The following is a 25,610-nucleotide window of genomic DNA, read 5'->3' on the forward strand; positions in this document are numbered from 1 at the left end:
GGGAGGGACCTACGACGCGGTCTTCAGCGCCGCGAGGCGGGCCTCGACCTCGGCGCTGTCCCCCAGCGTGTCCAACTGTTCGAACTGGGCGTCCAGCGACGACGCGGCGAGTTCCTGCTTGCCCAGCGCCTTCGCCTCCTCGCGCCGCACCTTGTCCTCGAAGCGGCTGAGTTCACTGGTGGGGTCGAGGACGTCGATGCTCTTGACCGAGTCCATCATCCGGTTCTGCGCCTGGGCGGACGTGGCGCGCGCGACCAGCTCGTCACGCTTGGCCTTCAGCTCCGACAGCTTCGCCTTCATCTGGTCCAGGCCGGCCTTCAGCTTGTCCACCACCTCGGTCTGGGCGGCGATGGTGGGCTCCGCGGTCTCCGCCTCCTTCTCCGACCGGAGCTGGCGGCCGAGCGCGACCTTGGCCAGGTTGTCGAACTTGTCGGCGTCCGGACCCGCCCCGCCCGCGCGCAGCTCATCGGCCTTGCGGCTGGCGGCGAGTGCCTTCTCGCCCCACTCCCGGGCAGCCGCGACGTCCTCGCGGTGGTCCTGCTCCATGAGGCGCAGATTCCCGATGGTGGCGGCCACGGCCTGTTCGGCCTCCGAGATGTTGGCCGTGTAGTCGCGAATCAGCTGGTCCAGCATCTTCTGCGGGTCCTCGGCCTGGTCGAGCAGGGCGTTGATGTTGGCCTTCGCCAGCTGGGTGACGCGTCCGAGAACGGTCTGCTTGCTCATGGCACCTCTCCTGTGTGTCCGGTCCGGGTCCGAAGTGACGTGTACGGGTACGGGGATGAGCACGGGGTCGGGCAGGGGCGGGGGTCTCGTTCAGAAGCGGCCGCCGCCACCTCGACGGCCCCGGGTGCCGCCCCCGCCGAAGCTGCCCGGTCCGCCCCCGCCGAAGCTGCCGCCGCCGAACCCCCCGCCCCCGAAGCCGCCGCCGCCCCGGCCACCACCCAGGAGGCCGCCGAGGAGGATTCCGCCGAGGACCGCGCCGCCCGCACCGCCTCCCGGCATCCCGCCGCCCATGCCGCCGGGGCCCGCGTACGCGCGCACGTCCTGCTCCGCGAGGCTCCGCGCCTCGACGGCCAGCGCGTCCGCCCGCTGCGCCTCGGCGAGCGCGGACTGCGGGTCGTGCGACCCGGCCAGTTCGCGGGCCCGCTCCAGCCGCCGCTGGGCCTCCGCCAGACGGGTCCGCGCCTGGCTGCCGACCGCGCCGCGGTGGGTGGTGACGTAGTCGGCGGCGGCGCCGATGGCCGACCGCGCGGTGAGCATCGCCTGGTCGAGCAGCGAGCGGGCCCGCCGGTCTCCCTGCTCCTGCTCGCGCGCGCCGGCCAGCGCCTCGTCCAGCACCGCGTCCGCCTCCTCGACCCGGCGCAGGGCGTCGATCGGGTCGTACGCTCCGGCGCCCAGCTCCTCCCGCACCTCGCGCACCACCGCCCGCGCGCGGGCGATCCGGCCGCGGAGGTCCGCGGTGGACACGCCCTGGGCCGTGCCCTCCAGCAGCCCTCCCGCGTCCGCCAGGTCCGTCTCCGTCTCGGTGAGCGCGGCCGGCAGCCCGGCCGCCGCCTCGTCCAGCTCCCGCGCGCGCCGGTCGACGGCGTCGACGAGGGTGGCCGCCTGTCCGACCGCGCCCTCGGCGGCCCGTACGTACACCGCCGCCGTGGCGTGGTCGCCGCCGTCCACCGCCTGGCGGGCCTGGTTGAGCGAGGACGTCGCGAAGACGAGCCGGTCCTTGGCCTGCTCGATGCCGGCCGCCGCGGGGGCCGCCGCGGACTCCGCGTAACGGCTGCGCAAGGAGGCGAGCGCGGTCTCCGCGGCGGAGGCCCGGCCGGCGAGGAGACGGAACGCGCGTTCGGCCGCGGCCAGCGCCTGCGGGGCGTCGCGTTCCAGTTCCCGCAGCCGGTCGAAGTCCTCGGAGACCTCGTCCAGCCGGGCGTTGGCGTCCGCGCACCGGCTCATGATCTCGTCCAGCATCCGCCGGCGGGTGGCATCGTCCTCGGGGAGGGCGTCGTCGAGCTGCTGCCGCAGCCGGAACGCCGCCGTCAGCTCGCCCTGGGCGTAGGCGACCGCCTCCGCGAACGGAGCGGCGGCTTCCTCGCCGAACTGGGCGGTCGCGAAACCGAGTTCCTCCTCGCTCGTGCGGACGGCGTCATCCGTGCCGACGAGCGTCTCCTTGGCGTGCGCGTCGAGCTCGGGGAGCGGGGTGGGGGACGGCGGCGGTTCGTCCCGCCCGCCGCCGGCCGGTCCCCAGCCCGTCGCGCCGGGCGTCGTACGGGTGGCGGCGCGCCGCCTGCGCCGGGTGAACGCGTACGCGGCGACCGCGGCGGCGCCGCCGACGAGGACGATCGGAAGCACCAGGTCCCCGGTGCTCGTCCCGCCGGATCTCCCCGCGCCGGGGTCGGCGGCGCCCGGGGTGATCGCCGGGGTGGGGACGGGCGAACCGGCCAGGACGGCGGAATAGCCGTCGGCGGCCCCGATCGCGGCCCCCGCCCAGTCGTTCTCCTTGAGCGCCGGCTCGACGGCGGTGCTCGCCACGTCCTGGAGCTGCGCGTCGGTGAGGCGGGAGTCCTGGTCGACGGAGTACGCGTACTGCCGGTCGTGGGTGGCGACGGCCAGGAGCACGTCCTCGCGGCCGAGGCCGTTGCGGTCGGCCGTCTCGTCGGCCCAGTCCTGCGCGGACCGCCCGGAGAAGTCACGTACGTACGCCACGAAGAGCTGGGCGCGCCGCTGGTCGTAGAGCCGGTCGAGTGCGGCTGTCACCTGGCCCTCTCGGTCGCCGAGTGCTCCCACCCTGTCCGTGATCTGCCCCTCGCGCGACAGCGTGATCGGCCCGTCCGCGCGGGCGGCCGGCGCGGGGGACAGGGCCAGCCAGCACACCGTCAACAGCACGGCGAGCAGGGCCCGGCCCGGTATGAGGATCCGGGTTTGGCACACGGGCGGCATCACGTTCGTGAGGCTATGTCCGCCCCAGAGGGCCCGCGACCCGGCGGGGGACCGCTCGGGGACTTCGCGGCGGGTCCGCCTCCCCGTCGCACACGCGCATGCGCCCCCGGGCCGGGCTCGGCACGGAGGTCCCCGGCGTGGGGCGGGTGCGGCGCGGCGGCCCGCGGTCCAGTCGGGTGACGAGACGGGACGGGAGGGCTCCGTCCCGCGCCGGTCCGGCAGGGCTCGGCTGCGGCCCGTCGCGTCCATGCCCCGACACGGGAACCGGCGGAGGTCAGGTTCCGCCGGCTCCCGTACGGGTGGGAGCCGTCAGGAGCTCCCGGTCCAGGGGCCGGCGTCAGCCGGTGTGGCGCGGAAGGGTGCGGGTGCGGCCCATCTCGCCGAGCCAGACGGCCGACGGCTTCGGCTGCCGCTCGAACGTCTCCGGGTCCCAGCCGATGAGGCCGAAGGCGGGCTCGTAGGAGCCCCACTCGTAGTTGTCGAGCGCGCTCCACGCCAGGTAGCCCTGGACGTTGAGGCCGTCCTCCAGCGCGGAGGCGACCTCGTTCAGCGCGCCGGTGTAGTAGTCGATCCGGCGGCTGTCGACGTCGGTGGCGATGCCGTTCTCCGTGACGATCAGCGGCATGTCGCGGCCCACGACGTCGGCGGTGTGCCGCAGCGCGTAGCCGACGGCCGACGGGTAGTACTCCCACTGCGTGAGGGTGCGCTCGACGTCGTCCGGGGCGGGGACCGGGCCGTCGGCGCCGATCATGGTCCGGGTGTAGGACTGCACGCCGATCCAGTCGTCGTCGCGGGCGGCCTCGATGAAGACGTCCTCGCGGGGGTGGCGGTAGGCCGCGGTGACCTCTTCGGCGCCGGGGAGGGCCTGGTAGACCTGGTTGGCGATGGTCCAGCCGACCTGGATGCCGGCGTTGATCGCCTTGACCTCCTTGACGGCCGCGTGGTGGGCGGCGATCACGGCCACGGTGGTCTCGTCGTCCGGGGTGGGCAGCCCGGCGGGCGGGAAACCGATGTCACCGCGCTTGGCCTGGCCCGCCATGACGGCGATCATGTTCGGCTCGTTGATGGTGCAGACGTGGCTGACGCCTTCACCGATGACCGGTGCGCAGGCCGCGACGTAGCGGGCGAACAGCTCGGTCCCGCCCTCGGCGGTGAAGCCGCCGCGGGCCTCGAACCACTGGGGGACGGTGAAGTGGTGGAGGGTGACCATGGGGCGCAGCCCGCGCTCGAGGGCCCCCTCGACCATCCGGCGGTAGTGGGCGAGTTCGGCGCGGGAGAACCGGCCCTCGACGGGCTCGATACGGGCCCACTCGATGGAGAAGCGGTAGTCGGTGAAGCCCAGTCCGGCGAGCACGTCCATGTCCTCGCGCCAGCGGTGGTAGCTGTCGCAGGCGTCCAGGCTGGGCTCCTGGATGTGGGTGCCCGCGGTGTGCTCCTTGACCCACCAGTCGCTGTTGGTGTTGTTGCCCTCGATCTGGTGGGCGGCCGTGGAGGCGCCCCACAGGAAGCCTTCGGGGAACGGGACCTGGGTGTGCGTCATCGCGAACTGTCTTTCTGGTGGGTGAGGGGTGCGGCCGGTGCGGGGGTGAGGGGTCGCGCGGCCTCGTACGTGTCGGTGGGGCGGCGCGGCCGCCCGGGGCGGGTTACTTCATGCCCGCGGTGGCGATGCCCTGGGTGAAGTGCCGCTGGAGCGCGATGAACACGACCAGGACCGGCAGCACGATCAGGAAGGACCCGGCCATCAGCATGCCGTTGGAGCCGCCCGCCTTGTTGGGGTCGGTCGCGAACGTCGCCAGGGCGACCGGGAGGGTGTACTTGTCGGGGTCGTTGGTCGCGATGAGGGGCCAGACGAAGTTGTTCCAGGACCCCAGGAAGGTGAAGATCGACAGCGTGGCCAGGGCGGGCTTCACCAGCGGCATCACGATCCGCCAGAAGATGTACCACTCGCCGGCGCCGTCCATCCGGGCCGCTTCCAGCAGCTCGTCGGGGATCGACTGCATGAACTGCCGCATGAGGAAGACCCCGAAGGCGCCCGCCGCGAACGGCAGGACCAGTCCGGCGTACGAGTCGATCAGGCCCATCCTGCTCATCAGGACGAACAGCGGCAGCAGCATCAGGTTGCCGGGCACCATGAGGGCGCCGAGCACCAGGCCGAAGATCTTGTTGCGGCCGGCGAAGTTCAGCTTGGCCAGGGCGTACCCGAGCATCGAGCAGAACACCAGGTTCGAGACGGTGACCAGCACCGCGACGATCACCGAGTTCATGAAGTACAGCGGCAGATCGAGCTTGTCGAGCAGGTCCCGGAAGTTGTCCAGGGTCCACTCGGCCGGGATCCAGACGGGGGGACTCGCGGTGAGTTCGTTCGACGTCTTGAACGCGGACAGGGCCATCCACAGGAACGGCGCCGACATGATCAGCAGGCCGAACGAGAGCAGGACGTAGACGAGGACCCGCTTCAGCGACCGCGGCCGCTTCTCCCGGCCCGGCCGGCCGGCGTCCCCGGGCTTCTGCGGCGGCGCCGTCGAGGCGGCGCCCGGTGCACTGGTGGCGCTCATTTCGTGTTGTCCTTCAGCAGTCGGAGCTGCAGCACCGTGATGCCCATGATCACTACGAAGAGGACATACGCCATGGCGCTCGCATAGCCCATGTGGAAGAAGTTGAAGCCCTCGCGGTACATGTCCAGCGAGACGGTGAGCGTCGAGTCCGAGGGCCCGCCCTGCGTCATCACGAACGGTTCCTCGAAGACGTTGAGGTAGCCGATGGTGGTGATCACGGTGGCGTAGAGCAGCGTGGGCCGCAGCAGCGGCACGGTGATGCCCTTGAACTCCTGCCAGATGCCGGCGCCGTCCAGCCGCGCCGCCTCCCGCACCTCGGTGGGGATGGCCTGGAGGCCGGCGATGAAGAGCACCATGACCGTGCCCAGGTTGCGCCACACCGCCATCGCGATCATGGACGGCATGGCCAGCTTCTCGGAGCCGAGGAAGTCCGGTGCGGTGAGGCCCACTTCTGTGAAGAGGCCGGCGATGAGACCGTCGCTCGGATCGAGGACGAAGCGCCAGACGACGGCGACCGCGACGATGGTGGTCACGACCGGGGCGTAGAAGCCGACGCGGAAGAAGGTCCGGGCCCGGTCGATGCCGTTGTTCAGCAGGACGGCGACGACCAGTCCGACGAGGATCGTCAGCGGGACGCCGACGACCACGAAGTACGCCGTGTTGAAAAGCGACGTGAGGAACTTCTCGTCGCTGAACAGCTTGGTGTAGTTCTCGAGGCCGATGAAGTTCGCGTCCAGCGGATGCGTCACGTTGCGCAGCCCGAAGTCCGTGAAGCTCATCACCAGCGTGGCGATGATCGGGACGGCCATGAAGACGAGGAAGAGCACGAGGAAGGGAGTGGAGAACAGCCAGCCGGCCACGTTCTGCACGCCCATCGCGGGCTTCCTGCGACTCCGGGAACCCTTCGGCCCGCCGGCCGGGGACGCGGTGGTCCCCGGCCCGGCCTGCACCTTGGCCGGCTGCGCGGCCTTTCCGGTCGTGGTGCTCATGGCTCCTACTTCACGAGGCCTTCGATCTCGGACTGCGCGGTCTTCAGCGCGTCCTCGGCGGACGCCTTGCCCTGGGTCACCTTCGCGATGGCCTGGTCGACCTTGTCGGTCACCTCGGTCCAGTTGGGCAGCGAGGGGGAGGACTTGGCGGTGTCCATCTGCTTCTTGAAGATCTGCAGGCCGGCGTCGTCGGCGAGGTCACCGGAGGTCCAGGCGGCGGTGTTCGCCGGCAGGTCCTTGGTGCGCTTGTACCAGTCGGCCTGGCCCTTGGTGTCCGTCAGGTACTTGATGAACTCGGCGGCGGCGGCCTTGTGCCCGCTGTCCTTGGAGATCACGAGCGAGGAGCCGCCCGCCATCGAGACGGAGGACTTGTCGGCGGGCACGTTGGCCACCGCCCACTTGCCCTTGAGCTGCGGCTGGCCCTCGTTCAGCAGGGTGACGTGCCAGGGGCCGCCGAAGAACATCGGAACGCGGCCGTTGCCGAAGTCCTTCACGACGTCGTAGCCGGGCTGCACGGACTTGTTGGAGAGCCCCTTGTCGAAGTACGAGCCGTACTCCTTGAGCGCCTTGACGGCCTCGGGGCTGTCGATGACGGCCTCGCCCTTGTCGTTGACGATCTCGCCGCCCGCCGAGTACAGGAAGGAGTAGAAGTTCTGCACCGTGTCCAGGCCGCTGGGCTGGATGGACAGGCCCCACTTGGTACCGGCCTTCTCCTGGTACGCGGTCGCGAGGTCCCGCAGCTCCTTCCAGTCGGCCGGGGCCTTGGTGACACCGGCCTTCTCGGCCAGGTCGGTGCGGTAGTAGAGGACGCGGGTGTCGACGTACCACGGCACGCCGTACGCCTGGCCGTCCACCTCGCCCTGCTGCCAGCCGGCCGGGAAGAAGTCCTTCTCCCGGAAGGTCTTGGTGTCGACCGGCTCCAGAACACCGAGCTCGGAGAACTCGCCCAGGTAGCTGCCGCCCATCTGCGCCACGTCCGGCATGGTGCCGGCGGCGGCCGCGGAGACGAGCTTCTGGTGGGCGACGTCCCAGCCGACCGGAGTCACCTTGACGGTGATGTTCGGGTGGGCCTTCTCGTACACCTCGGCCACGTCCGCGAGCTTCTCGCCCTCGGCACCCATGGCCCAGACGGTGAGCGTCTGCTTGCCGTCCGCGGCGACGTCCTCGCCACCGGAGCTGCCGCACGCGGTGAGTCCGAGAGTGAGCACGACAGCGATACCGATGCCGGTGGAGGCGGTTCTGGCGGTGCGGGACATGGAGGGCTCCTCCTCGAGCAATCCGGATGTATGCGCTGCCTGTAAGCGCATACATCACTCTGCGGCAGGGATTCGGAAATCCGCAAGAGGGTGCTTGGTCACACTCGTGCAACGCGCGGGACATCTGAAGGCTCGACTTGGAACGGTAAGCGCGGGGTGGGGTGAATGCGTGAGGGTGTGACCGATTCCGCACCATTGATTCCCAGGTCGGAAGGGGTCCCCGCCGCGAAACGAGCGGCGCTAAGGGCTGTCCCGCAATTCCTGGTGGATCAGCGCGCGGCGTCAGATGCGGTGCATCGCAAGGCGGAGAGGCGCCCGCATACTGGACGTATTCGGGCGTTTCGACAACGCGGCAAGGTGCCGTAGCTGTCGTCGCGCGCCCGCCAGGAATTGCGGGACAGCCCTTAGGGTCGTGATCATGGCTTCGTTCGTGCACGGCTTCCCCTTCGACCCGGCCTACGGGCGCACCCTCGACGAACTGACGGCTGTGCCCGCGCCGCCCGCTCCCGACGACTTCGCGGACTTCTGGCGGGCGCGGCACGACGCGGCCCGCGAGGTCGCGACCGACCCGGAGGTGGGGCCGGTGGAGGACGAGCGCGACGGCGTACGGATCCACGGGGTCACGTACACCTCGGTGGGCGGGGTGCGCCTGGGCGGCTGGCTGGCACTGCCGGTGGAGAGCGCGGCGGCGGAGCCGGTGCGCCACGGGTTCGTCATCGGGCACGGATACGGGGGGCGTGCGGAACCGGGTCCCGACGTGCCGCTGCCGCTGCCCTCGGCGGCGGCGATCCTGCCCTGTGTACGGGGAATGGGGTCCCGCGGTCTCGTGGCGGGCATCCCCGACGTCTCCGCGGAGCACGTGCTGCACGGAATCGCATCACGCGACAGCTATGTCATCGGGGACTGCGTGGCGGACCTGTGGTGCGCCGCGTCCGCGCTTCAGGAACTGGTGCCGGAGCTCGGGGGGCCGGGCCGGCTGGGCTACCTCGGCGAGAGCTTCGGCGGCGGGCTCGGCGCGCTGGCCCTGCCGTGGGACGACCGGTTCGGGGCGGCGCAACTGACGGTGCCCACGTTCGGCAACCACCCGCTGCGGCTCACGCTGCCGTGCGCGGGGAGCGGGGAGGCGGTACGGGCGTACCGCGGCACACATCCCGAAGTCGTGGACGTGCTGCGGTACTTCGACGCCGCGACGGCCGCGGGATTCGTCCAGCTGCCGACGCTGGTGGCGGCCGCACTGTTCGACCCGTCCGTGCCGCCGCCGGGCCAGTTCGCCGTGCACAACGCGCTGGCGGGGGAGAAGGAGCTGCTGGTGTTGCCGGCGGGTCACTTCGAGTACGAGGGGCTGGCGCAGGACGTGGACGGGCTGGTGGCGGCACGGAGCGCGTTCTTCGCCCAGTGGACGGCGTAGGGGCGCCGGCGGCCGCGAAGACCTCGTCCGGGTGGTCCTGCCGGGCCTGGCCGCCGGTCAGCCGCAGCCGCAGCTGGCCCGGCGGACCACCGAGACCGGGAGGGTGAGCGACACCGGCTCCCGGCCGGTGTCGCTCAGGCGCTGCACGAGGAGTTCGACCGCCTGCTCGCCCAGCCGGCGGATCGGCTGGCGCACCGTCGTCAGCGACGGCTGGACGATCCGGCCGAGCGGAATCCCGTCGAAGCCGGTCACCGCCATCTCCTGGGGTACCCGCACACCGCGCCGCGCCAAGGCGCGCAGGGCGCCCACCGCCATCTGGTCGTTGGCGAACAGCATCGCCTCGGGGCGCTCCCCGCGCCGGTCCAGCAGGGCCTCGGCCGCCCGTGCGCCCTCGGCCTGCTTCATCATCGTCGTCCGCAGGGCCGGCTCGTCCGGCACCGGGAGGCCGGCGTCCCGGCACGCCTCCTGGAACCCGCGGAACCGCGCCTCCGCGTCGGGCGAATCGGTGTCACCCCCGACGAAGACGAGCCGGCGCAGGCCGTGGTCCTCGATCAGGTGACGGGTCAGCTCGCGCTCGCCGTCGGCGTTGGCGACGACGATGTGGTCGAGGTGGTCGATCTCGCGCGGTCCGGCGAGCATCACCACCGGAAGCCGGCGCGATATCACTTCGAGGTCCTCGGTCGGCACGGTCTGTGCCAGGACGGCGAAACCGTCGACCCGCCCCGCGACCTTCGCGACCAGGCTCTCCGGGCCGCCCTCCAGCGACGCGGCGATCAGCAGCGCGTACCCGTGCCGCCGGGCCGCGCGCTCCATGCCGCGGATGATCTGGTCGGAGTAGAGCATCACCGCGTCATCGGCGTCGCTGTCCGCCTCCGCGTCGGCCTCGGCGTCCGGGTCGGCGTAGTCCGGGAAGCACAGGCCGAGCACGCCCGTGGTGCGGCTCGCCAGCCCCCGCGCGTTGCCGCTGGGTACGTACCCGAGCTCCCGGGCTGCCTCCAGAACCCGTTCGCGGGTCTGGGCGCGCACGGATTCCGGGGTGCGGTAGACCCGCGAGACCGTGGCGATGGAGACGCCCGACCGCTCCGCGACGTCGTAGACCGTTGGGGCGCTCACTCGACCGACCGTCCGCTTCTTCTTCCGTACCGACACGTGTCGGCACAACCATCGACGTACACGTTATGAAAGCGCATTCACCCTAGATCGCGGGCCGTGCGCGGGCAAGGCCGACGAGGATTGACAGGCAGCCTTGCAAGATGCCCTGTGCATCTTTTACCGTGAGAGGCATGACGCGACCGTCCGGAACCACGCCCGCCGACCCGACCGCCGAAGAGGTGGCCGGCCATCTCGCCTCCGTGGTCGGCCGGCTGCTGCGCCGGCTGCGGTCCTCCTCGTCGGAGAGCCTGCTGACGCCTACCCAGCGCTCGGTGCTGGCCCGGCTGGAGGACGGGGGACCGGCCACCACGGCCGATCTGGCCCGCGCCGAGTTCGTGCGCCCGCAGTCCATGCGGCTGACCCTGGGAGCCCTGGAGGAGCAGGGGCTCGTCGAGCGGGCCCCGGACCCGGCCGACGGCCGCAAATCAGTCATGTCGATCACGGACCCGGGGCGCACGACCCTCGCCCGGGTCAGGGCCGCCAAGCGCGACTGGCTCGCCGAGGTCATCGCCGCCGAGCTGGACGGGGCACAGCGGCGCACCGTCGCCGAGGCCGCCGATCTCATCGAACGCCTGGTCGGTCCATGACCGCTCGCCACCGGCTGCGCACGCGTCCCGCCCATCGCGCTCGCGTACGGGCCCTAAGGGCTGTCCCGCGTACTGGGCGCACCGCTCGTCGTCCCCACTGTCACGGACCGCGTCCTGCACGGCCGTACCCGATTTCCCCACGCAGTACCCAGGCAAGGAGCAGCCGCCCATGACCGCCACCACTCTCGACCCGGCGACCGCCCTGATCGTCGTCGACCTCCAGAAGGGCATCGTCGGCCTCCCGACCGCCCATCCCGCCGGCGAGGTCGTCGCCCGCGCCGCGACCCTGGCCGACGCCTTCCGGGCCAAGGGCCTCCCGGTCGTCCTGGTCCGCGTCACCGGCGGGGCCCCCGGCCGCACCGAGGGCCCGGCGCGGTCCGGGCAGCCGGCCGCCGACTGGGCCGAGATCGTCCCCGAACTCGGTCCGCACGACGGTGACCTCGTGGTCACCAAGCAGCAGTGGGGCGCCTACTACGGCACCGACCTCGACCTCCAGCTGCGCCGTCGCGGGATCACGCAGGTCGTGGTGGCCGGCATCGCGACCAGTATCGGCGTCGAGTCCACCGCCCGCTCGGCGCACGAGCACGGCTACCACGTGACCGTCGCCACGGACGCGGTGACCGACATGAGCGCCGAGGCCCACGACAACAGCGTGGCGCGGATCTTCCCCCGCCTCGGCGAGACGGACACCACGGACGCGATCGTCAAGCTGCTGGGCTGACCGACGGCCTCACGTGGCGTCCCGCCGCCGGATCTTGTTCCCCAGCCACACCAGCGGGTCGTACTTGCGGTCCACCGCCCGCTCCTTCAGCGGGATCAGGGCGTTGTCCGTGATCCTGATGTGCTCGGGGCACACCTCCGTACAGCACTTCGTGATGTTGCAGAGCCCGAGCCCGTGCTCCTCCTGCGCCGTCGCCTTCCGGTCGAGACCGGACTCGGCGGCGGCGTCCAGGGGGTGCATGTCCAGCTCGGCGACGCGCATCAGGAAGCGCGGTCCGGCGAAGGCGGGCTTGTTCTCCTCGTGGTCGCGCACCACATGGCAGGTGTCCTGGCACAGGAAGCACTCGATGCACTTGCGGAACTCCTGCGAGCGCTCCACATCGACCTGCTGCATCCGGTACTCGCCCGCCTTCACCCCCTCGGGAGGGACGAAGGCCGGGATCTCCCGCGCCTTGGTGTAGTTGAACGACACGTCCGTCACCAGGTCGCGCACCACGGGGAAGGCGCGCAGCGGCGTGACCGTGATCGTCTCCTCGCGGCCGAAGACCGACATCCGCGTCATGCACAGCAGCCGCGGCCGCCCGTTGATCTCCGCACTGCACGAACCGCACTTGCCCGCCTTGCAGTTCCACCGCACCGCCAGATCGCCCGCCTGGGTGGCCTGGATGCGGTGGATGATGTCGAGGACGACCTCACCGTCGTTGACCTCGACCTCGAAGTCCTCCAGACCGCCGCCTCCGGTGTTCCCGCGCCACACCCTGAACCGTGCGTCGTAGCTGCTCATGCGTCGAGCTCCTCATCGGCGAGGTACTTGACCAGCTCCTCCTTCTCGAAGAGGGAGAGCAGATCCGGACGGATGGGGTCGGTCACCTTGCGTACGAGATCGATCCGGCCGCTCGCGGCGTCCGGCTCGTCCACCGGCCGGCAGAGCAGATTGACCGGGCGCCAGGCCCGCTCCATCGCCGGGCAGTCCTCGCGGGTGTGGCCGCCGCGGCTCTCGGTGCGCTCCAGGGCCGCCCGCGCGATGCACTCGCTGACCAGCAGCATGTTCCGCAGGTCCAGGGAGAGGTGCCAGCCGGGATTGAACTGCCGGTGTCCCTCGACCCCGGCGCGCCGGGCCCGCTCGCGCAGCCCGGCCAGCTTCTTCAGGGCCTGTTCCATCTCGGGGGCCCGCCGGATGATGCCGACCAGGTCGTTCATCGTCTGCTGGAGTTCCTGGTGGAGCGTGTACGGATTCTCCGCCGGAGCGCCCTCGGCGCGGTCCTCCGCGCTGAACGGACGCAGCGCTTCCGCGGCCGCTGCGTCGATCTGCGCCTCGTCCACGACGGGCGGGGCGGCGGACGCGGCGTACCCGGCTGCGTGGAGTCCGGCCCGCCGGCCGAAGACCAGCAGGTCGGAGAGGGAGTTCCCGCCGAGCCGGTTGGAGCCGTGCATGCCGCCCGCGACCTCGCCCGCCGCGTACAGGCCCGGGACGTCCTGGGCGGCCGCGGTGTCGGAGTCGACGGCTATGCCGCCCATCACGTAGTGGCAGGTCGGGCCGACCTCCATGGCCTCGGCGGTGATGTCGACGTCCGCCAGCTCCTTGAACTGGTGGTACATCGACGGCAGCCGGCGCCGGATCCGTTCCGCCGGCATCCGGGTCGACACGTCCAGGAACACCCCGCCGTGCGGCGATCCCCGGCCCGCCTTCACCTCGGAGTTGATGGCCCGGGCGACCTCGTCGCGCGGCAGCAGCTCGGGCGGCCGGCGGTTGTGGTCCGGGTCCTCGTACCAGCGGTCGCCCTCCTCCTCCGACTGCGCGTACTTCTCCTTGAAGACGTCGGGGATGTAGTCGAACATGAACCGCTTGCCCTCGGAGTTGCGCAGCACCCCGCCGTCGCCGCGCACCGACTCGGTGACGAGGATGCCCTTGACCGAGGGCGGCCAGACCATGCCGGTCGGGTGGAACTGCACGAACTCCATGTTCAGCAGCGGCGCGCCCGCGAGCAGCGCCAGCGCGTGGCCGTCGCCGGTGTACTCCCAGGAGTTCGACGTCACCTTGAAGGACTTGCCGATGCCGCCGGTGGCGAGGATGACCGCGGGCGCCTCCAGCACGAAGAAGCGGCCGGTCTCGCGCTCGTAGCAGAAGGTGCCCGACACCCTCTCCCCGTCCTTGAGGACGCGGGTCACCGTGCACTCCTGGAAGACCTTCAGCCGGGCTTCGTGGTCACCGGACTCGCGCTCGTCCTCCTGCTGGAGCGAGACGATCTTCTGCTGGAGCGTGCGGATCAGTTCGAGGCCGGTACGGTCCCCGACATGGGCCAGGCGCGGGTATTCGTGGCCGCCGAAGTTGCGCTGGGAGATCTTCCCCTCGGGCGTGCGGTCGAAGAGGGCGCCCCAGGTCTCCAGCTCCCAGACCCGGTCGGGGGCCTCCTTGGCGTGCAGCTCCGCCATCCGCCACTGGTTGAGGAACTTCCCGCCGCGCATGGTGTCGCGGAAGTGCACCTGCCAGTTGTCCCCGGAGTTCACATTGCCCATCGAGGCGGCGATCCCGCCCTCCGCCATGACCGTGTGCGCCTTGCCGAAGAGTGATTTGCAGATGACGGCCGTACGGGCCCCGCGCTCCCGGGCCTCGATCGCGGCGCGCAGCCCCGCGCCTCCGGCACCGACCACGACGACGTCCCACTGCTGCCGTTCGAGCTCAGTCATTCAGAAGAACCTCGGATCCTCGAAGGCGCCGGAGGCGACCAGGTAGACGTAGAAGTCGCACGCCGCCACGCTGATCAGCGAGGCCCAGGCCAGCAGCATGTGGCGGGCGTTGAGGCGCCCCACCCAGCCCCACAGCCGGTAGCGGACGGGGTGCTTGGAGAAGTGCCGCAGCCGGCCGCCGATGATGTGCCGGCAGGAGTGGCAGGACAGGGTGTACGCCCAGATCAGGGCGATGTTGACCAGGAAGACCAGCGAGCCGAGGCCCATGTGGCCCCAGGCGTAGTGCTCGTCGCGGAACGAGAGCACGGTGTCGTACGTGAGGATCCCGGCGACCGGCACCGCCGCGTAGAAGAAGTAGCGGTGGATGTTCTGCATGATCAGCGGGAAGCGGGTCTCTCCGCTGTACGCCTGGTGGGGCTCGGCCACCGCGCAGGCCGGCGGCGAGGCCCAGAAGCCCCGGTAGTAGGCCTTGCGGTAGTAATAGCAGGTCAGCCGGAAGCCGAGCGGGAAGATGAGGATCAGCAGGGCGGGGGAAAGGCCCCACCAGCTGCCGAGGATCTCCCAGTTCGGGCCGTTGCGCATGGGGGCGCAGTTGTCCGCCAGACAGGGCGAGTAGAACGGCGAGACGTAGGGCGCGGCGTAGTAGTCCGCGTTCGAGAACGCCCGCCAGGTCGAGTAGACGATGAAGGCGAGCAGTCCCCCCGCCGTCACCGCGGGCGCCAGCCACCAGCGGTCGGTCCGCAGATGGCGGGCGGCGATCGCGGCCCGCGTGGGGTGGTGCACCCCCCGCGTCCGGGCGGCTGCCCCGTCCGGCGGACGGGGCTCCGGAGCCGGGGCGCCGTCCGGGTCCTTGCCCGGGCCCGTTCCTGTTTCCGTACCGGTGGCCAAGAAACCCTCCTAGGGGTGTGCGGACGCCGCGACCGGACGCCGCAGACCTTCGTCGGACGTCCCCGCTACGGGGCGTGCCTGCCGCGGACGCCCAGGCCTTCGTCGTCCGAGTCCGTCCAGAGGGCGCCGTCGTAGGGGGCCTCGGTGATGGTGATGACGCCGTCGACGACGGCGGCCCGGCCCGCCGGGTCGGGCGGTTCCGGAGCGGGGCCCGCCGCGCGCAGCTGCGCAAGGCTCCGCTCCAGCCGTCCGACGGCGCGGACGAGGTTGTCGAGGCAGTGCTGAGCTTCCGTCAATTCGTCGTGCAGCGACATGACTTGATCTCACTTCCGCGGGGGCGGGCGGCCATGCTCATGCGGATGCGAGTGTCGCGCGTCACATGCCCGTTGGGAAGAGAGCGGGCGGCCCCGTCTTGCGGGCGGTGGGCTGCGCGCGTCCCCGGGCGCCTCGGGTGCGCGCTGCCGGGGGGTGTCCGCTTCCGGCCGGTTCCAGCGTTCCGCCGCACGGGTGAGTTCCGGGGAAGCCGCGCCGTGTCTGCGCGCTCCCGCGCGCGTGGGCGCTTTCAGTGGATGGGCGGAATCAGTGTGATCAACTGCAAATGCCACCAAAAACGCATCATTCGGCCCATTCGGATCTGGGTGGGCCGGGTCGTCCCCGGAGGTATCAGCCATGTCCCACGTCGGCGTCCCGCGCGGGACATCCCGAAAGCGCCGCTCGCTCGCACTTCTCACCACGGGCGTGCTCACCCTCCCCGTCCTGGCCGGCTGCAGCTCGGGCGGCGACAAGGCCACCGGCAGCGGCGTCGTCGTCCCGCAGGACATCGCTCCGGCGGCCCGGGCGCAGGTGGCGGACGGCGGCACGGTCACCTGGGCGATCGACGCGATGCCCGCCACCCTCAACGCCTTCCAGGCCGACGCCGACAGCGCCACCGCCCGCATCACGGGCGCCCTGCTGCCGACCCTCTTCCCGCTGGACTCCAAGGGCAGACCGCGGCTGAACCCGGACTACCTGGAATCGGCGAAGGTCGTCGAGCGCGAGCCCAAGCAGGTCGTGCTCTACCGGCTGAACCAGCAGGCGGTCTGGAGTGACGGCCGGGAGATCGGCGCACCCGACTTCGTCGCCCAGTGGCGCGCGCTGAGCGGCAGGGACTCCGCGTTCTGGACGGCCCGCAACGCCGGGTACGAACGCATCGAGAACATCGAGCGCGGCGCCGACGACCTGGAGGTCAAGGTCACCTTCGCCAAGCCGTACGCGGACTGGCGCTCCCTCTTCTCCCCGCTGTACCCGAAGCAGGTGACGGGCTCCCCGGACGCCTTCAACGACGGGGCGCGGTCCACGCTCAAGGCGACCGCGGGACCGTTCCGGCTGCGTACGGTCGACAAGGAGACGGGCTCCGTCGCGCTGGCCCGTAATCCGCGCTGGTGGGGGAGGACCGCCAAGCTCGACTCGCTGGTCTTCAAGGCGGTCGCGCCGCAGGACCGGACGGAGGCGCTGACCGAGGGGAAGGTCGACATCGCCGATGTCGACGCGGCAGCCGCCCACCGCATCGCCCAGGCCGCCGGGGACGCCGGCGGCAGCGGCGCGCCGCCCGCCCACGGCCCCGGCTCCGAGATCACCCCGGCCCAGGCGCTGCGGTCCTGGGCACTGGCGCACGGATCCGACGAGGAGGCGGCCGCGCAGGCGCAGGAGGCCCGGGACGAGAAGGCCAGGGCCGCTCAGGCGTACGCCGCCGAGCAGGGCGAGCTGCGCGGCTACGCGGTCCGCAAGTCCCTGGAGCCCGCCTACACCCAGCTCGCGCTGAACGGCGAGAGCGGGCCGCTCGCCGACGACCGGGTGCGCCGGGCGGTGGCCCGCGCCCTGGACCGCAAGCAACTCGCCGATGCCGTGCTGCGGCCGCTCGGCCTGCCCGCCGAGCCGCTCGGCAGCCACGTAGCCCTCGCCGGACAGCCGGCGTACAAGGACGCCAGTGACGCGCTCGGAGGCCAGGACACCAAGGAGGCGCAGGCGCTGCTGGCCGCCGCGGGCTGGACGCGCGAGGGGGCGCTGAAGAAGACGGACGGCACCAAGGCGGGCAGCGAGGGCGAGAAGCAGAAGGACGCGGGGAAGAAGAAGGAGGAGGAGGCCGGCCGCCCGAAGAACGACGACAGGACCGACGGCGCCGCCCGGCGCGAGCCCTCCGGGAACGACGGCCTCTACATCGTCGGCGACGACGACAAGCCCGGCGCGGCCGGGGGCGCGGCCACCCACGTCCTCGCGCCCGCCCCCGCCGCCGCCGTACAGAGCGCCGCACTCCTGCGCCAGGCCGGCCACCTGGGCGGCACGGGCGTCTCCGAGGACGGTCCCGCCCTGATCGCCGCCCAGGACCGGCAGCCCGGCGGCGCGGCCGGCGCCTACGCCCCGGTCGGCACCGCGGCCCCCGCCCAGGGGGCAGCCGACTCCGCCCGCGGCCCCCTGGGCAAGAACGGCAAACCGCTGACGCTGCGGTTCGTCCTGCCGTCGGGTCCCGGCTCCGCGTCCCTGCGCGGCGTCGGCGACAGGATCGCGGCGATGCTGGACACGATCGGGATCCGTACGGAGATCACCAAGGTCTCCGACGACAGCTACTTCCGGGACCACGTCGCCTCCGGCGACTACGACCTGGCGCTGTACTCCTGGCCCGCCACCGCCTACCCGGCCACGGACAGCCGTCCGATCTTCGCCAAGCCGGTGCCCGCCACCGACGGCTCGCTGCTCGTCGAGCAGAACTACACCCGCGTCGGCACGGACCACATCGACCAGCTCTTCGACGAGGCGGTCTCCGAGCTCGACGAGAAGACGGCCCGGGACCTGATGAGGGAGGCGGACGCCCGGATCTGGGCCGCCGCGGGATCGATTCCGCTCTACCAGCGCCCGCAGCTGGTCGCGACGGACAAGAAGCTCGCGAACGCCGGAGCGTTCGGCTTCGCGGCGCCGCACTACCAGGACATCGGTTTCAAGAAGCCGCAGTCCGCCGGAGCGCCGGCCAACAAGAAGAAGTAGCAGGTCAGAGCAGGGCTGAAAGCTCAGAACTGGCTCAATTCCCTTGCCCGCCGGACCCCCGGCGGGCAAGGCTGTGCCCACCTGCTGACCCGGGTAGCACTCCGCCTCCCGGATTCCGGGGCCCCAACCCCGAAATCCGACTGCGGAGCCCCGCTCCGATCCCCACCTCGGAGCCGTAGCTTCGGAGCCCCACCTCTGAAGTTGCTCAAGTCCCGCGTCCGCGCGTTCCGCCCGGTGGACCTTGGTCATGACCACCGGTGAATTCCGCCGGAAGAACTGATCACGGGGGCGGAAACATGAAGCGGACGCGGGCTTTCAGCTGTGCGGTCGGCGTACTCGTAGCGGGACTCCTCGCGAGCGCGTGCAGCGCGACGCCGGACGACCCGGACACGGGCGCGCAACCGAAGCCGGCCGGTTCACCGGCGACCGGGCGGACCGGTCCCGAACAGGTCGCCGCCCCGAGGGAACGGGCGTGCAAGGGCGGCACGTACACCTGGTTCAACCTGCAGCGCCGTTACGTGCTGAACGGGGTCAGCGACGCGCAGACCCTCAAGGCCGAGGGCACCGAGCTGACCGAGCCGATGCGGCGGCTGCGCACGGACCGGGCGTCCCTGGAGTCCGACGGCCCGAGGCTGGACTCGAAGGCGGTGTTCTACGCGCTGAGCGTGCGTCTCGGTTTGGCGGACAAGGGAGAGGACCCCGAGGACGTGGAGGACTGGTCGGCGCTGGGCGAGCCGGGATCGTACGCACCTCTCAACGAGGACGGCGGCTGGACCAGCGGCGGGGCCGCCGTCCGCCTCGTGAGCTATAGCGCTTTCGAGAAGGTCGATGCCGACTTCCGCTACACCTGCAAGGGCGGCAAAGACCGTGAGCCGACAGTCGGCCACGTATTGACGTGGGGCCGGGACCTGTCGGGAGCCCTCAACTGTGAGGAGCCGCTGTCCAAGGCCGGCTCGGCCGCCGCGCGCGAGGCCGTGCGCCTGTCCTGTGGCCGGTAAAACTTGCCCGGGAAGCCGCAGTCGCGCCCGCCCCGTACCATGGGGTGTAGCCGTGGCGCGTCCGCCCGGCGGGCGTACGAGGACTCAAGACCGACTAAGACGCCTGAATCCCCGATCGAGAGAAGCGCAAGCCACCCATGCCCACGCGCCACGACATCCGTAACGTAGCCATCGTCGCCCACGTCGACCACGGCAAGACCACGCTGGTCGACGCCATGCTCAAGCAGGCCGGCGCCTTCGCCGCGCACGCCGCCGAGCACCTCGACGAACGCATGATGGACTCGAACGACCTGGAGCGTGAGAAGGGCATCACGATCCTGGCCAAGAACACGGCCGTGAAGTACCACCCCAAGGATGGCGGCGACGTCATCACGATCAACATCATCGACACCCCCGGCCACGCCGACTTCGGCGGTGAGGTCGAGCGAGGCCTGTCGATGGTGGACGCGGTCGTGCTGCTGGTCGACGCCTCCGAGGGCCCGCTGCCGCAGACCCGGTTCGTGCTCCGCAAGGCGCTGACGGCCAAGCTGCCGGTCATCCTCTGCATCAACAAGACGGACCGGCCGGACTCCCGGATCGCCGAGGTCATCGACGAGACGTACGACCTCTTCCTGGACCTGGACGCCGACGAGGACCAGATCGAGTTCCCGATCGTCTACGCCTGCGCCCGTGACGGCGTCGCCTCGCTGACCAAGCCGGAGGACGGCAGCGTCCCGCCGGACAGCGACAGCCTGGAGCCGTTCTTCAGCACCATCCTCTCCGCGGTTCCGGCCCCGGAGTACGACGAGGACGCCCCGCTCCAGGCGCACGTCACCAACCTGGACGCGGACAACTTCCTCGGCCGTATCGCGCTGTGCCGCGTCGAGCAGGGCGAACTGCGCAAGGGCCAGACGGTCACCTGGATCAAGCGTGACGGCACGCAGTCCAACGTCCGCATCACCGAGCTGCTGATGACCGAGGCGCTCACCCGCAAGCCCGCCGAGAAGGCCGGTCCGGGCGACATCTGCGCGATCGCCGGTATCCCGGACATCATGATCGGCGAGACCCTGGCCGACACCGAGAACCCGATCGCGCTGCCGCTGATCACGGTCGACGAGCCCGCCATCTCGATGACCATCGGTGCGAACACCTCGCCGCTCGTCGGCAAGGGCGGCAAGGGCCACAAGGTCACCGCCCGTCAGATCAAGGACCGTCTGGACCGCGAGCTCGTCGGTAACGTCTCGCTCCGCGTCCTGGACACCGAGCGCCCCGACGCCTGGGAGGTCCAGGGCCGTGGTGAGCTCGCGCTCGCGATCCTCATCGAGACCATGCGCCGGGAGGGCTTCGAGCTCACCGTCGGCAAGCCGCAGGTGGTCACCAAGCAGGTCGACGGCAAGACCCACGAGCCGATCGAGCGCATGACGATCGACTCGCCGGAGGAGCACCTCGGCGCCATCACGCAGCTCATGGCGACCCGCAAGGGCCGCATGGAGACGATGACGAACCACGGTTCGGGCTGGGTCCGCATGGAGTGGATCGTCCCGTCCCGCGGCCTCATCGGCTTCCGCACGGAGTTCCTGACCCAGACCCGCGGCACGGGTATCGCGCACTCCCTGTTCGAGGGCCACGAGCCGTGGTTCGGCGAGCTGCGCACCCGTCACAACGGCTCGCTGGTGGCGGACCGCGCGGGCGTCGTGACGCCGTTCGCGATGGTCAACCTCCAGGAGCGCGGTGTCATCTTCACCGAGGCCGGCACCGAGGTCTACGAGGGCATGATCATCGGCGAGAACTCGCGCGCCGACGACATGGACGTGAACATCACCAAGGAGAAGAAGCTCACCAACATGCGTGCGGCTTCCGCGGACACCACCGAGAACGTGGTGCCCGCCCGCAAGCTCTCGCTCGAGCAGTCGCTGGAGTTCTGCCGCGACGACGAGTGCATCGAGGTCACCCCGGAGACCGTGCGCATCCGCAAGGTCGTCCTGGACCAGAAGGAGCGCGGCCGCTCCGCGTCGCGCGCCAAGCGCTGATCGCACCCCGCACGGGAAAGGCCCGGTTCCGCGGTTCGCCGCGGGGCCGGGCCTTCCCCGTGCCCCGGCCTTTGGGCATTCACCGGCGACCCGGCACGCGTGAATGAGGGAAATATCACGAAGGGGAACTCGGAGCGGGTCCGCTGCGGACTGCCCGCATTCGGCGCGCTTTGTTTTCCCGGAACGCGGACGGCGGCCCGGCATGACGCATGGTGCCGCCGCCGTCGCGGAAAGCGATGAGCGCGGACCGATGGCCCGCGGGGGCGCCCGAGCAGCTGACGGGCCGTCTGTTCAGTTCCCCGCTCACCTGCTTGCATGGGTCGGCGCGGTGCTCCCGGCTCCGCCGTCCGGCGGCGGGGGTGCTGCAGGAGACCGCGAAAAAGGAAAGTCGATTTCGGCGCCCGGACGTCCGACTATCGGGCAGCCTTCTCCGGAACGTGTGTGAACGGTCCGTTTCGGGCGTGTCTGTCTGGTATCGCTTTGTCCGTATTTCGGGTCTACGCGCAGGGTTGATGTTGTCAAAATGAGACCCTTTAGGTGTGGTTTACAGCCCAGTCGTACTTAATAGTTGGCTCCATTGAGCTCGGGTCAATGGGTCACGCACTGTGGGGAGTGCCGACTCACGAGCACACTCAGGGCACTGAAACGATCACCGTCAGGGGTGTCGGTGTATCAACCCAGTGCCCTTCTTGTAGTCAAAAGTGGACTCATGAGGAGGAAACCCATGCGTGGTGCCAAGAGCGCCAAGTGGGTCGCGGGAGCGGCCATCATCGCCCTGGCTGCGACCGCCTGTGGCGGCGGCGACAGCGACAGTGGCAAGGACAGCGCCAAGGGCGCTGTCAATCCCGATGGCATCTTCTCCATCGAGGTCGGTGAGCCGCAGAACCCGCTGCAGCCGGCCAACACGATGGAGTCGAACGGCAGCATCGTCACCGACTCGATCTTCTCGCAGCTGGTGGACTACGACCCGGCCGGCAAGCTCGAGATGATCAACGCGGAGTCTGTCGACACCAAGGACAGCAAGCTCTGGACGGTCAAGCTCAAGAAGGACTGGAAGTTCCACGACGGCACGCCCGTCACGGCGGACTCCTACATCAAGGCCTGGAACTGGGCCGCCAACATCAAGAACAACCAGACCAACGCGTCCTGGTTCGGCGACATCAAGGGCTTCGCGGACGTCCACCCCGAGGACGCCAAGGCCAAGCCGAAGGCCGACGCCATGTCCGGTCTGAAGAAGGTGGACGACTACACGTTCACCATCGAGCTCAACGCCCCGCTGCCGTACTTCTCGTACAAGCTCGGCTACACGGTCTTCTCCCCGCTGCCCGAGTCCTTCTACGCGGACCCGAAGGCCGCCGGCGAGAAGCCGGTCGGCAACGGCGCGTACAAGTTCGTCAGCTGGGACCACAAGAAGCAGATCAAGGTCGTCCGCAACGACGACTACAAGGGTGCCGACAAGGCGAAGAACGGCGGTGTGGTCTTCAAGAACTACACCACCCTCGAGACCGCCTACGAGGACCTGAAGTCCGGCAACGTCGACGTGCTGCGCCAGATCGGCCCGAAGGACCTTCCGGTCTACCGGTCCGACCTCGGTGACCGCGCCGTGGACAAGGCCTACTCGGCCATCCAGACGATCGCCGTCGCGTACTACACCCCGCAGTGGAAGAAGATCAACCCGAAGGTCCTCCAGGGCCTGTCGATGGGTATCGACCGGGCCACGATCACCAAGACGGTGCTCCAGGGCACCCGCGAGCCCGCCACCGGCTGGGTCGCGCAGGGTGTCCTCGGCTTCCAGAAGGACGCCACGGGCGACGTCACCAAGTTCGACCCGGCGAAGGCCAAGAAGCTCATCCAGGAGGGTGGCGGCGTTCCGGGCAACAAGATCTCGATCCAGTTCAACGCCGACGGCGGCCACAAGGAATGGGTCGAGGCGGTCTGCAACAGCATCACGCAGTCGACCGGCGTCAAGTGCGCCACCGACTCGAAGGCCGACTTCCAGGCCGACACGAACGCGCGTGACGACAAGCAGGTCAAGTCCCTGTACCGCTCCGGCTGGGTGCTCGACTACCCGGTGAACGCGAACTTCATCTCGGACCTGTTCCGGACCGGCGCCGCGGGCAACCAGGGCGACTTCTCGAACAAGGCCCTGGACGCGGAGATCAAGAAGGCCGACTCCGCCGCCTCCCTCGACGAGTCCGTCGCGGCCTACCAGAAGATCGAGAAGGAGCTGGTGAACTACATGCCCTCCATCCCGCTCTGGTACTACAAGGTCAACGCCGGCTACTCGGAGAAGGTCCAGAACGTGGACTACGCGCAGGACGGCGACCCGATCCTGACGCAGGTCGAAGTCAAGAAGTAACCACACCGACGTAGTCCGCGCGCAGGCGCGGGACCGCACTGAAGAGCGGCCCGCCCTGCCCGCACGGCAGTGGCCGGGGGGCCCTTCCACGTAACCGACGACCCCGCAGGGGGAGTCGGGGCGAGGGAGGGCCCGTCGGCTGCCGCCTGCCTATTACATGGAGGCATGATGGGGCGCTATGTCGCACGACGACTGCTCCAGATGATCCCGGTCTTCCTCGGGACGACCCTGCTGATCTTCCTGATGGTCTACACGCTGCCCGGCGACCCCGTGCGCGGGCTCTTCGGGGACAAGGGGGCCGATCCGGCCACGCTGGCGAGACTTCGCCATGAATACGGGCTGGACCAGCCGATCCTGCAGCAGTACTGGAATTACATGACAGGCATCGTCCTGCACGGTGATTTCGGTAAGCAGATAGCCAGCGGACGTCCCGTCACGGACGTCCTCGGCGACGCGTTCCCCGTCACCCTCCGGCTGGCCGGCATGGCGTTCGTCATCGAGATCATCATCGGCATCGGCCTGGGCATGGCCGCCGGTCTGCGGGCCGGCCGGCTCACGGACAACGTGGTCCTGGTCTTCACCCTGCTGATCATCTCGATCCCGGTGTTCGTCCTCGGCTTCATCGTCAAGACGGTGTTCGCCTTCCAGCTCGGCTGGATCCAGCCGAACGTCTCCGGTGAGGCCAAGTGGGGCGAACTGCTGGCCCCGGCCATCGTGCTGGGCTCCCTGTCACTCGCCTACGTGGCACGACTCACGCGTACGACGATGGCCGAGAACCTGCGCTCCGACTACATGCGCACCGCCATCGCCAAGGGACTTCCCAAGCGGCGCATCATCGGCGTGCACCTGATGCGCAACTCGCTGATCCCCGTCATCACCTTCCTCGGCACCGACCTGGGCGCCCTGATGGGCGGCGCGGTCGTCACCGAGGGCCTGTTCAACGTCAAGGGCGTCGGCGGCACGATCTACGAGTCGATCGTCAAGCGCGAAGGCACGACGCTCGTCGGCCTCGTGACCATCCTGGTGCTCGTCTATCTCCTCATGAGCCTCATCGTCGACCTGCTGTACGCGGTCCTGGACCCGAGGATCCGTTATGCCTGACGCGACCAAGACCACCCCCGCTCCCGCGCCCGAGGACGCCAAGGCGGCGCTCGCGGACCCGTCGGCGACCGTGAAGGCGGACAAGGCGCGCAGCCTGTGGGGCGACGCCTGGCGGGACCTGCGCTCCAACTGGTACTTCATCATCTCGTCGGTGCTGATCGTCATCCTCATCGTGATGGCGATCTTCCCGGGCCTGTTCACCAGCGCCTCGCCGACCTCGGCCGACCTGGTGCACCACTACCTGGGCAAGCCGGAGCTCGGCAAGATCGGCTCCGAGGGCTGGCTCGGCTACGACGGCCAGGGCCACAGCGTCTACGCCCGTGTCATCTACGGCACCCGGGCCTCGGTCACCGTCGGCGTCTGCGTCACCCTCCTGGTGACCCTGTTCGGCGGACTGATCGGCATGCTCGCCGGCTACTTCGGCGGTTGGGTCGACGCCCTGCTCGCAGGCTTCTTCACCAACGTCTTCCTCGGCATCCCCTTCCTGCTGGGCGCCATGGTCGTCCTCCAGGCGTTCACCGACCGGACGATCTGGGTGGTCATCTTCGCCCTGGCGTTCCTCGGCTGGACCCAGATCGCGCGAGTCATGCGCGGTGCGGTGATCGTGATCAAGCAGTCGGACTACGTGCAGGCCGCCAGGGCGCTCGGCGCGGGCACGGGCCGGATCCTCTTCCGGCACATCCTGCCCAACGCCATGGCTCCCGTGATCGTCGTCGCCACCATCTCGCTGGGTGTCTACATCTCGGCGGAGGCGACCCTGTCCTACCTGGGCCTCGGCCTGGCCTCCCCGACCATCTCGTGGGGCATGGACATCTCCGGTGGCGCCGCCCAGATCCGCGTCGCACAGCACATCCTGCTGTACCCGTCGATCATGCTCAGCATCACCGTTCTGGCGTTCATCATGCTCGGCGAAGCCGTCCGCAACGCCCTCGATCCGAAGTCGCGATAAGG

20 protein-coding genes are annotated in these 25,610 nt (G+C 70.2%); 9 read left to right on the plus strand and 11 right to left on the minus strand.

What is annotated here, in order from left to right:
- Positions 1-9 precede the first annotated feature (9 nt).
- The 6 genes from E6R60_RS26045 to E6R60_RS26070 form a co-directional block, all read right to left on the minus strand.
- Entirely contained in the window at positions 10-723 is a 714-nt protein-coding gene (locus E6R60_RS26045; protein WP_136329090.1) for a PspA/IM30 family protein, read from the minus strand.
- 90 nt (positions 724-813) lie between these two features.
- The gene (locus tag E6R60_RS26050) at positions 814-2,922 is read right to left on the minus strand and encodes a TPM domain-containing protein (protein ID WP_136329121.1); all 2,109 of its coding nucleotides are present in this window, start codon (positions 2,920-2,922) and stop codon (positions 814-816) included.
- Positions 2,923-3,268: 346 nt separating this feature from the next.
- On the minus strand, positions 3,269-4,471 hold the full coding sequence (locus E6R60_RS26055; RefSeq protein WP_136329091.1) for a family 1 glycosylhydrolase: 1,203 nt from the start codon (positions 4,469-4,471) through the stop codon (positions 3,269-3,271).
- A 103-nt stretch (positions 4,472-4,574) separates the two neighbouring features.
- Positions 4,575-5,486 (minus strand): carbohydrate ABC transporter permease, encoded by a 912-nt coding sequence (locus E6R60_RS26060; RefSeq protein ID WP_136329092.1) that lies wholly within the window; start codon positions 5,484-5,486, stop codon positions 4,575-4,577.
- Entirely contained in the window at positions 5,483-6,475 is a 993-nt protein-coding gene (locus E6R60_RS26065) for a sugar ABC transporter permease (RefSeq protein WP_136329093.1), read from the minus strand. The genes E6R60_RS26060 and E6R60_RS26065 overlap by 4 nt, the downstream gene beginning before the upstream one ends.
- Before the next feature lie 5 nt (positions 6,476-6,480).
- Entirely contained in the window at positions 6,481-7,731 is a 1,251-nt protein-coding gene (locus tag E6R60_RS26070) for a sugar ABC transporter substrate-binding protein (protein ID WP_136329094.1), read from the minus strand.
- 418 nt (positions 7,732-8,149) lie between these two features.
- Here E6R60_RS26070 and E6R60_RS26075 point away from each other — a divergent pair, with 418 nt between their 5' ends.
- On the plus strand, positions 8,150-9,139 hold the full coding sequence (locus tag E6R60_RS26075; protein WP_136329095.1) for an acetylxylan esterase: 990 nt from the start codon (positions 8,150-8,152) through the stop codon (positions 9,137-9,139).
- Positions 9,140-9,196: 57 nt separating this feature from the next.
- Here the strand turns inward: E6R60_RS26075 and E6R60_RS26080 are convergent, their stop codons facing one another.
- A complete protein-coding gene (locus E6R60_RS26080; RefSeq protein ID WP_136329096.1) occupies positions 9,197-10,252 on the minus strand; it encodes a LacI family DNA-binding transcriptional regulator in 1,056 nt (351 codons plus the stop codon).
- A gap of 170 nt (positions 10,253-10,422) precedes the next feature.
- Between E6R60_RS26080 and E6R60_RS26085 the strand changes: the two genes are divergently transcribed.
- Both E6R60_RS26085 and E6R60_RS26090 read left to right on the plus strand, forming a co-directional pair.
- Positions 10,423-10,878, plus strand: coding sequence for a MarR family transcriptional regulator (locus E6R60_RS26085; protein ID WP_136329097.1), 456 nt, complete (start codon positions 10,423-10,425; stop codon positions 10,876-10,878).
- Positions 10,879-11,047: 169 nt separating this feature from the next.
- Complete coding sequence (locus tag E6R60_RS26090) at positions 11,048-11,599, plus strand: isochorismatase family protein (protein ID WP_136329098.1); 552 nt, start codon at positions 11,048-11,050, stop codon at positions 11,597-11,599.
- 9 nt (positions 11,600-11,608) lie between these two features.
- Here the strand turns inward: E6R60_RS26090 and E6R60_RS26095 are convergent, their stop codons facing one another.
- From E6R60_RS26095 to E6R60_RS26110, 4 genes are all read right to left on the minus strand, one after another.
- Positions 11,609-12,382, minus strand: a complete 774-nt coding sequence (locus E6R60_RS26095; RefSeq protein WP_136329099.1) for a succinate dehydrogenase/fumarate reductase iron-sulfur subunit — start codon at positions 12,380-12,382, stop codon at positions 11,609-11,611.
- Positions 12,379-14,286 (minus strand): fumarate reductase/succinate dehydrogenase flavoprotein subunit, encoded by a 1,908-nt coding sequence (locus E6R60_RS26100; RefSeq protein WP_136329100.1) that lies wholly within the window; start codon positions 14,284-14,286, stop codon positions 12,379-12,381. The genes E6R60_RS26095 and E6R60_RS26100 overlap by 4 nt, the downstream gene beginning before the upstream one ends.
- Entirely contained in the window at positions 14,287-15,069 is a 783-nt protein-coding gene (locus E6R60_RS26105; RefSeq protein WP_136329122.1) for a hypothetical protein, read from the minus strand. It abuts the gene before it with no gap.
- 170 nt (positions 15,070-15,239) lie between these two features.
- Entirely contained in the window at positions 15,240-15,488 is a 249-nt protein-coding gene (locus E6R60_RS26110) for a hypothetical protein (protein ID WP_136329101.1), read from the minus strand.
- A 355-nt stretch (positions 15,489-15,843) separates the two neighbouring features.
- Here E6R60_RS26110 and E6R60_RS26115 point away from each other — a divergent pair, with 355 nt between their 5' ends.
- From E6R60_RS26115 to E6R60_RS26140, 6 genes are all read left to right on the plus strand, one after another.
- Positions 15,844-18,192, plus strand: a complete 2,349-nt coding sequence (locus tag E6R60_RS26115; protein ID WP_136329102.1) for an ABC transporter family substrate-binding protein — start codon at positions 15,844-15,846, stop codon at positions 18,190-18,192.
- Between the two features lie 296 nt (positions 18,193-18,488).
- Positions 18,489-19,190: a hypothetical protein gene (locus E6R60_RS37535; protein ID WP_240802687.1), complete on the plus strand. Its 702-nt coding sequence runs from the start codon at positions 18,489-18,491 to the stop codon at positions 19,188-19,190.
- A 137-nt stretch (positions 19,191-19,327) separates the two neighbouring features.
- Positions 19,328-21,199, plus strand: a complete 1,872-nt coding sequence (typA, locus tag E6R60_RS26125) for a translational GTPase TypA (RefSeq protein WP_136329103.1) — start codon at positions 19,328-19,330, stop codon at positions 21,197-21,199.
- A 724-nt stretch (positions 21,200-21,923) separates the two neighbouring features.
- Positions 21,924-23,558: an ABC transporter substrate-binding protein gene (locus tag E6R60_RS26130; RefSeq protein ID WP_136329104.1), complete on the plus strand. Its 1,635-nt coding sequence runs from the start codon at positions 21,924-21,926 to the stop codon at positions 23,556-23,558.
- Between the two features lie 168 nt (positions 23,559-23,726).
- Positions 23,727-24,659 (plus strand): ABC transporter permease, encoded by a 933-nt coding sequence (locus E6R60_RS26135; protein WP_136329124.1) that lies wholly within the window; start codon positions 23,727-23,729, stop codon positions 24,657-24,659.
- Positions 24,652-25,608 (plus strand): ABC transporter permease, encoded by a 957-nt coding sequence (locus tag E6R60_RS26140; protein ID WP_136329105.1) that lies wholly within the window; start codon positions 24,652-24,654, stop codon positions 25,606-25,608. The genes E6R60_RS26135 and E6R60_RS26140 overlap by 8 nt, the downstream gene beginning before the upstream one ends.
- Positions 25,609-25,610 lie beyond the last annotated feature (2 nt).

This window comes from Streptomyces sp. A0642 (genome assembly GCF_004795105.1).
Taxonomy (GTDB): Bacteria; Actinomycetota; Actinomycetes; order Streptomycetales; family Streptomycetaceae; genus Streptomyces.

Bases quoted from the DNA above. Each gene is read 5' to 3' on its own strand.
- E6R60_RS26065 (WP_136329093.1), bottom strand. From the start codon at position 6,475: ATGAGCACCACGACCGGAAAGGCCGCGCAGCCGGCCAAGGTGCAGGCC.
- typA (WP_136329103.1), top strand. From the start codon at position 19,328: ATGCCCACGCGCCACGACATCCGTAACGTAGCCATCGTCGCCCACGTC.
- E6R60_RS26055 (WP_136329091.1), bottom strand. From the start codon at position 4,471: ATGACGCACACCCAGGTCCCGTTCCCCGAAGGCTTCCTGTGGGGCGCC.
- E6R60_RS26140 (WP_136329105.1), top strand. From the start codon at position 24,652: ATGCCTGACGCGACCAAGACCACCCCCGCTCCCGCGCCCGAGGACGCC.
- E6R60_RS26045 (WP_136329090.1), bottom strand. From the start codon at position 723: ATGAGCAAGCAGACCGTTCTCGGACGCGTCACCCAGCTGGCGAAGGCC.
- E6R60_RS37535 (WP_240802687.1), top strand. From the start codon at position 18,489: ATGAAGCGGACGCGGGCTTTCAGCTGTGCGGTCGGCGTACTCGTAGCG.
- E6R60_RS26095 (WP_136329099.1), bottom strand. From the start codon at position 12,382: ATGAGCAGCTACGACGCACGGTTCAGGGTGTGGCGCGGGAACACCGGA.
- E6R60_RS26085 (WP_136329097.1), top strand. From the start codon at position 10,423: ATGACGCGACCGTCCGGAACCACGCCCGCCGACCCGACCGCCGAAGAG.
- E6R60_RS26115 (WP_136329102.1), top strand. From the start codon at position 15,844: ATGTCCCACGTCGGCGTCCCGCGCGGGACATCCCGAAAGCGCCGCTCG.
- E6R60_RS26075 (WP_136329095.1), top strand. From the start codon at position 8,150: ATGGCTTCGTTCGTGCACGGCTTCCCCTTCGACCCGGCCTACGGGCGC.
- E6R60_RS26070 (WP_136329094.1), bottom strand. From the start codon at position 7,731: ATGTCCCGCACCGCCAGAACCGCCTCCACCGGCATCGGTATCGCTGTC.
- E6R60_RS26060 (WP_136329092.1), bottom strand. From the start codon at position 5,486: ATGAGCGCCACCAGTGCACCGGGCGCCGCCTCGACGGCGCCGCCGCAG.
- E6R60_RS26090 (WP_136329098.1), top strand. From the start codon at position 11,048: ATGACCGCCACCACTCTCGACCCGGCGACCGCCCTGATCGTCGTCGAC.
- E6R60_RS26130 (WP_136329104.1), top strand. From the start codon at position 21,924: ATGCGTGGTGCCAAGAGCGCCAAGTGGGTCGCGGGAGCGGCCATCATC.
- E6R60_RS26110 (WP_136329101.1), bottom strand. From the start codon at position 15,488: ATGTCGCTGCACGACGAATTGACGGAAGCTCAGCACTGCCTCGACAAC.
- E6R60_RS26100 (WP_136329100.1), bottom strand. From the start codon at position 14,286: ATGACTGAGCTCGAACGGCAGCAGTGGGACGTCGTCGTGGTCGGTGCC.
- E6R60_RS26135 (WP_136329124.1), top strand. From the start codon at position 23,727: ATGGGGCGCTATGTCGCACGACGACTGCTCCAGATGATCCCGGTCTTC.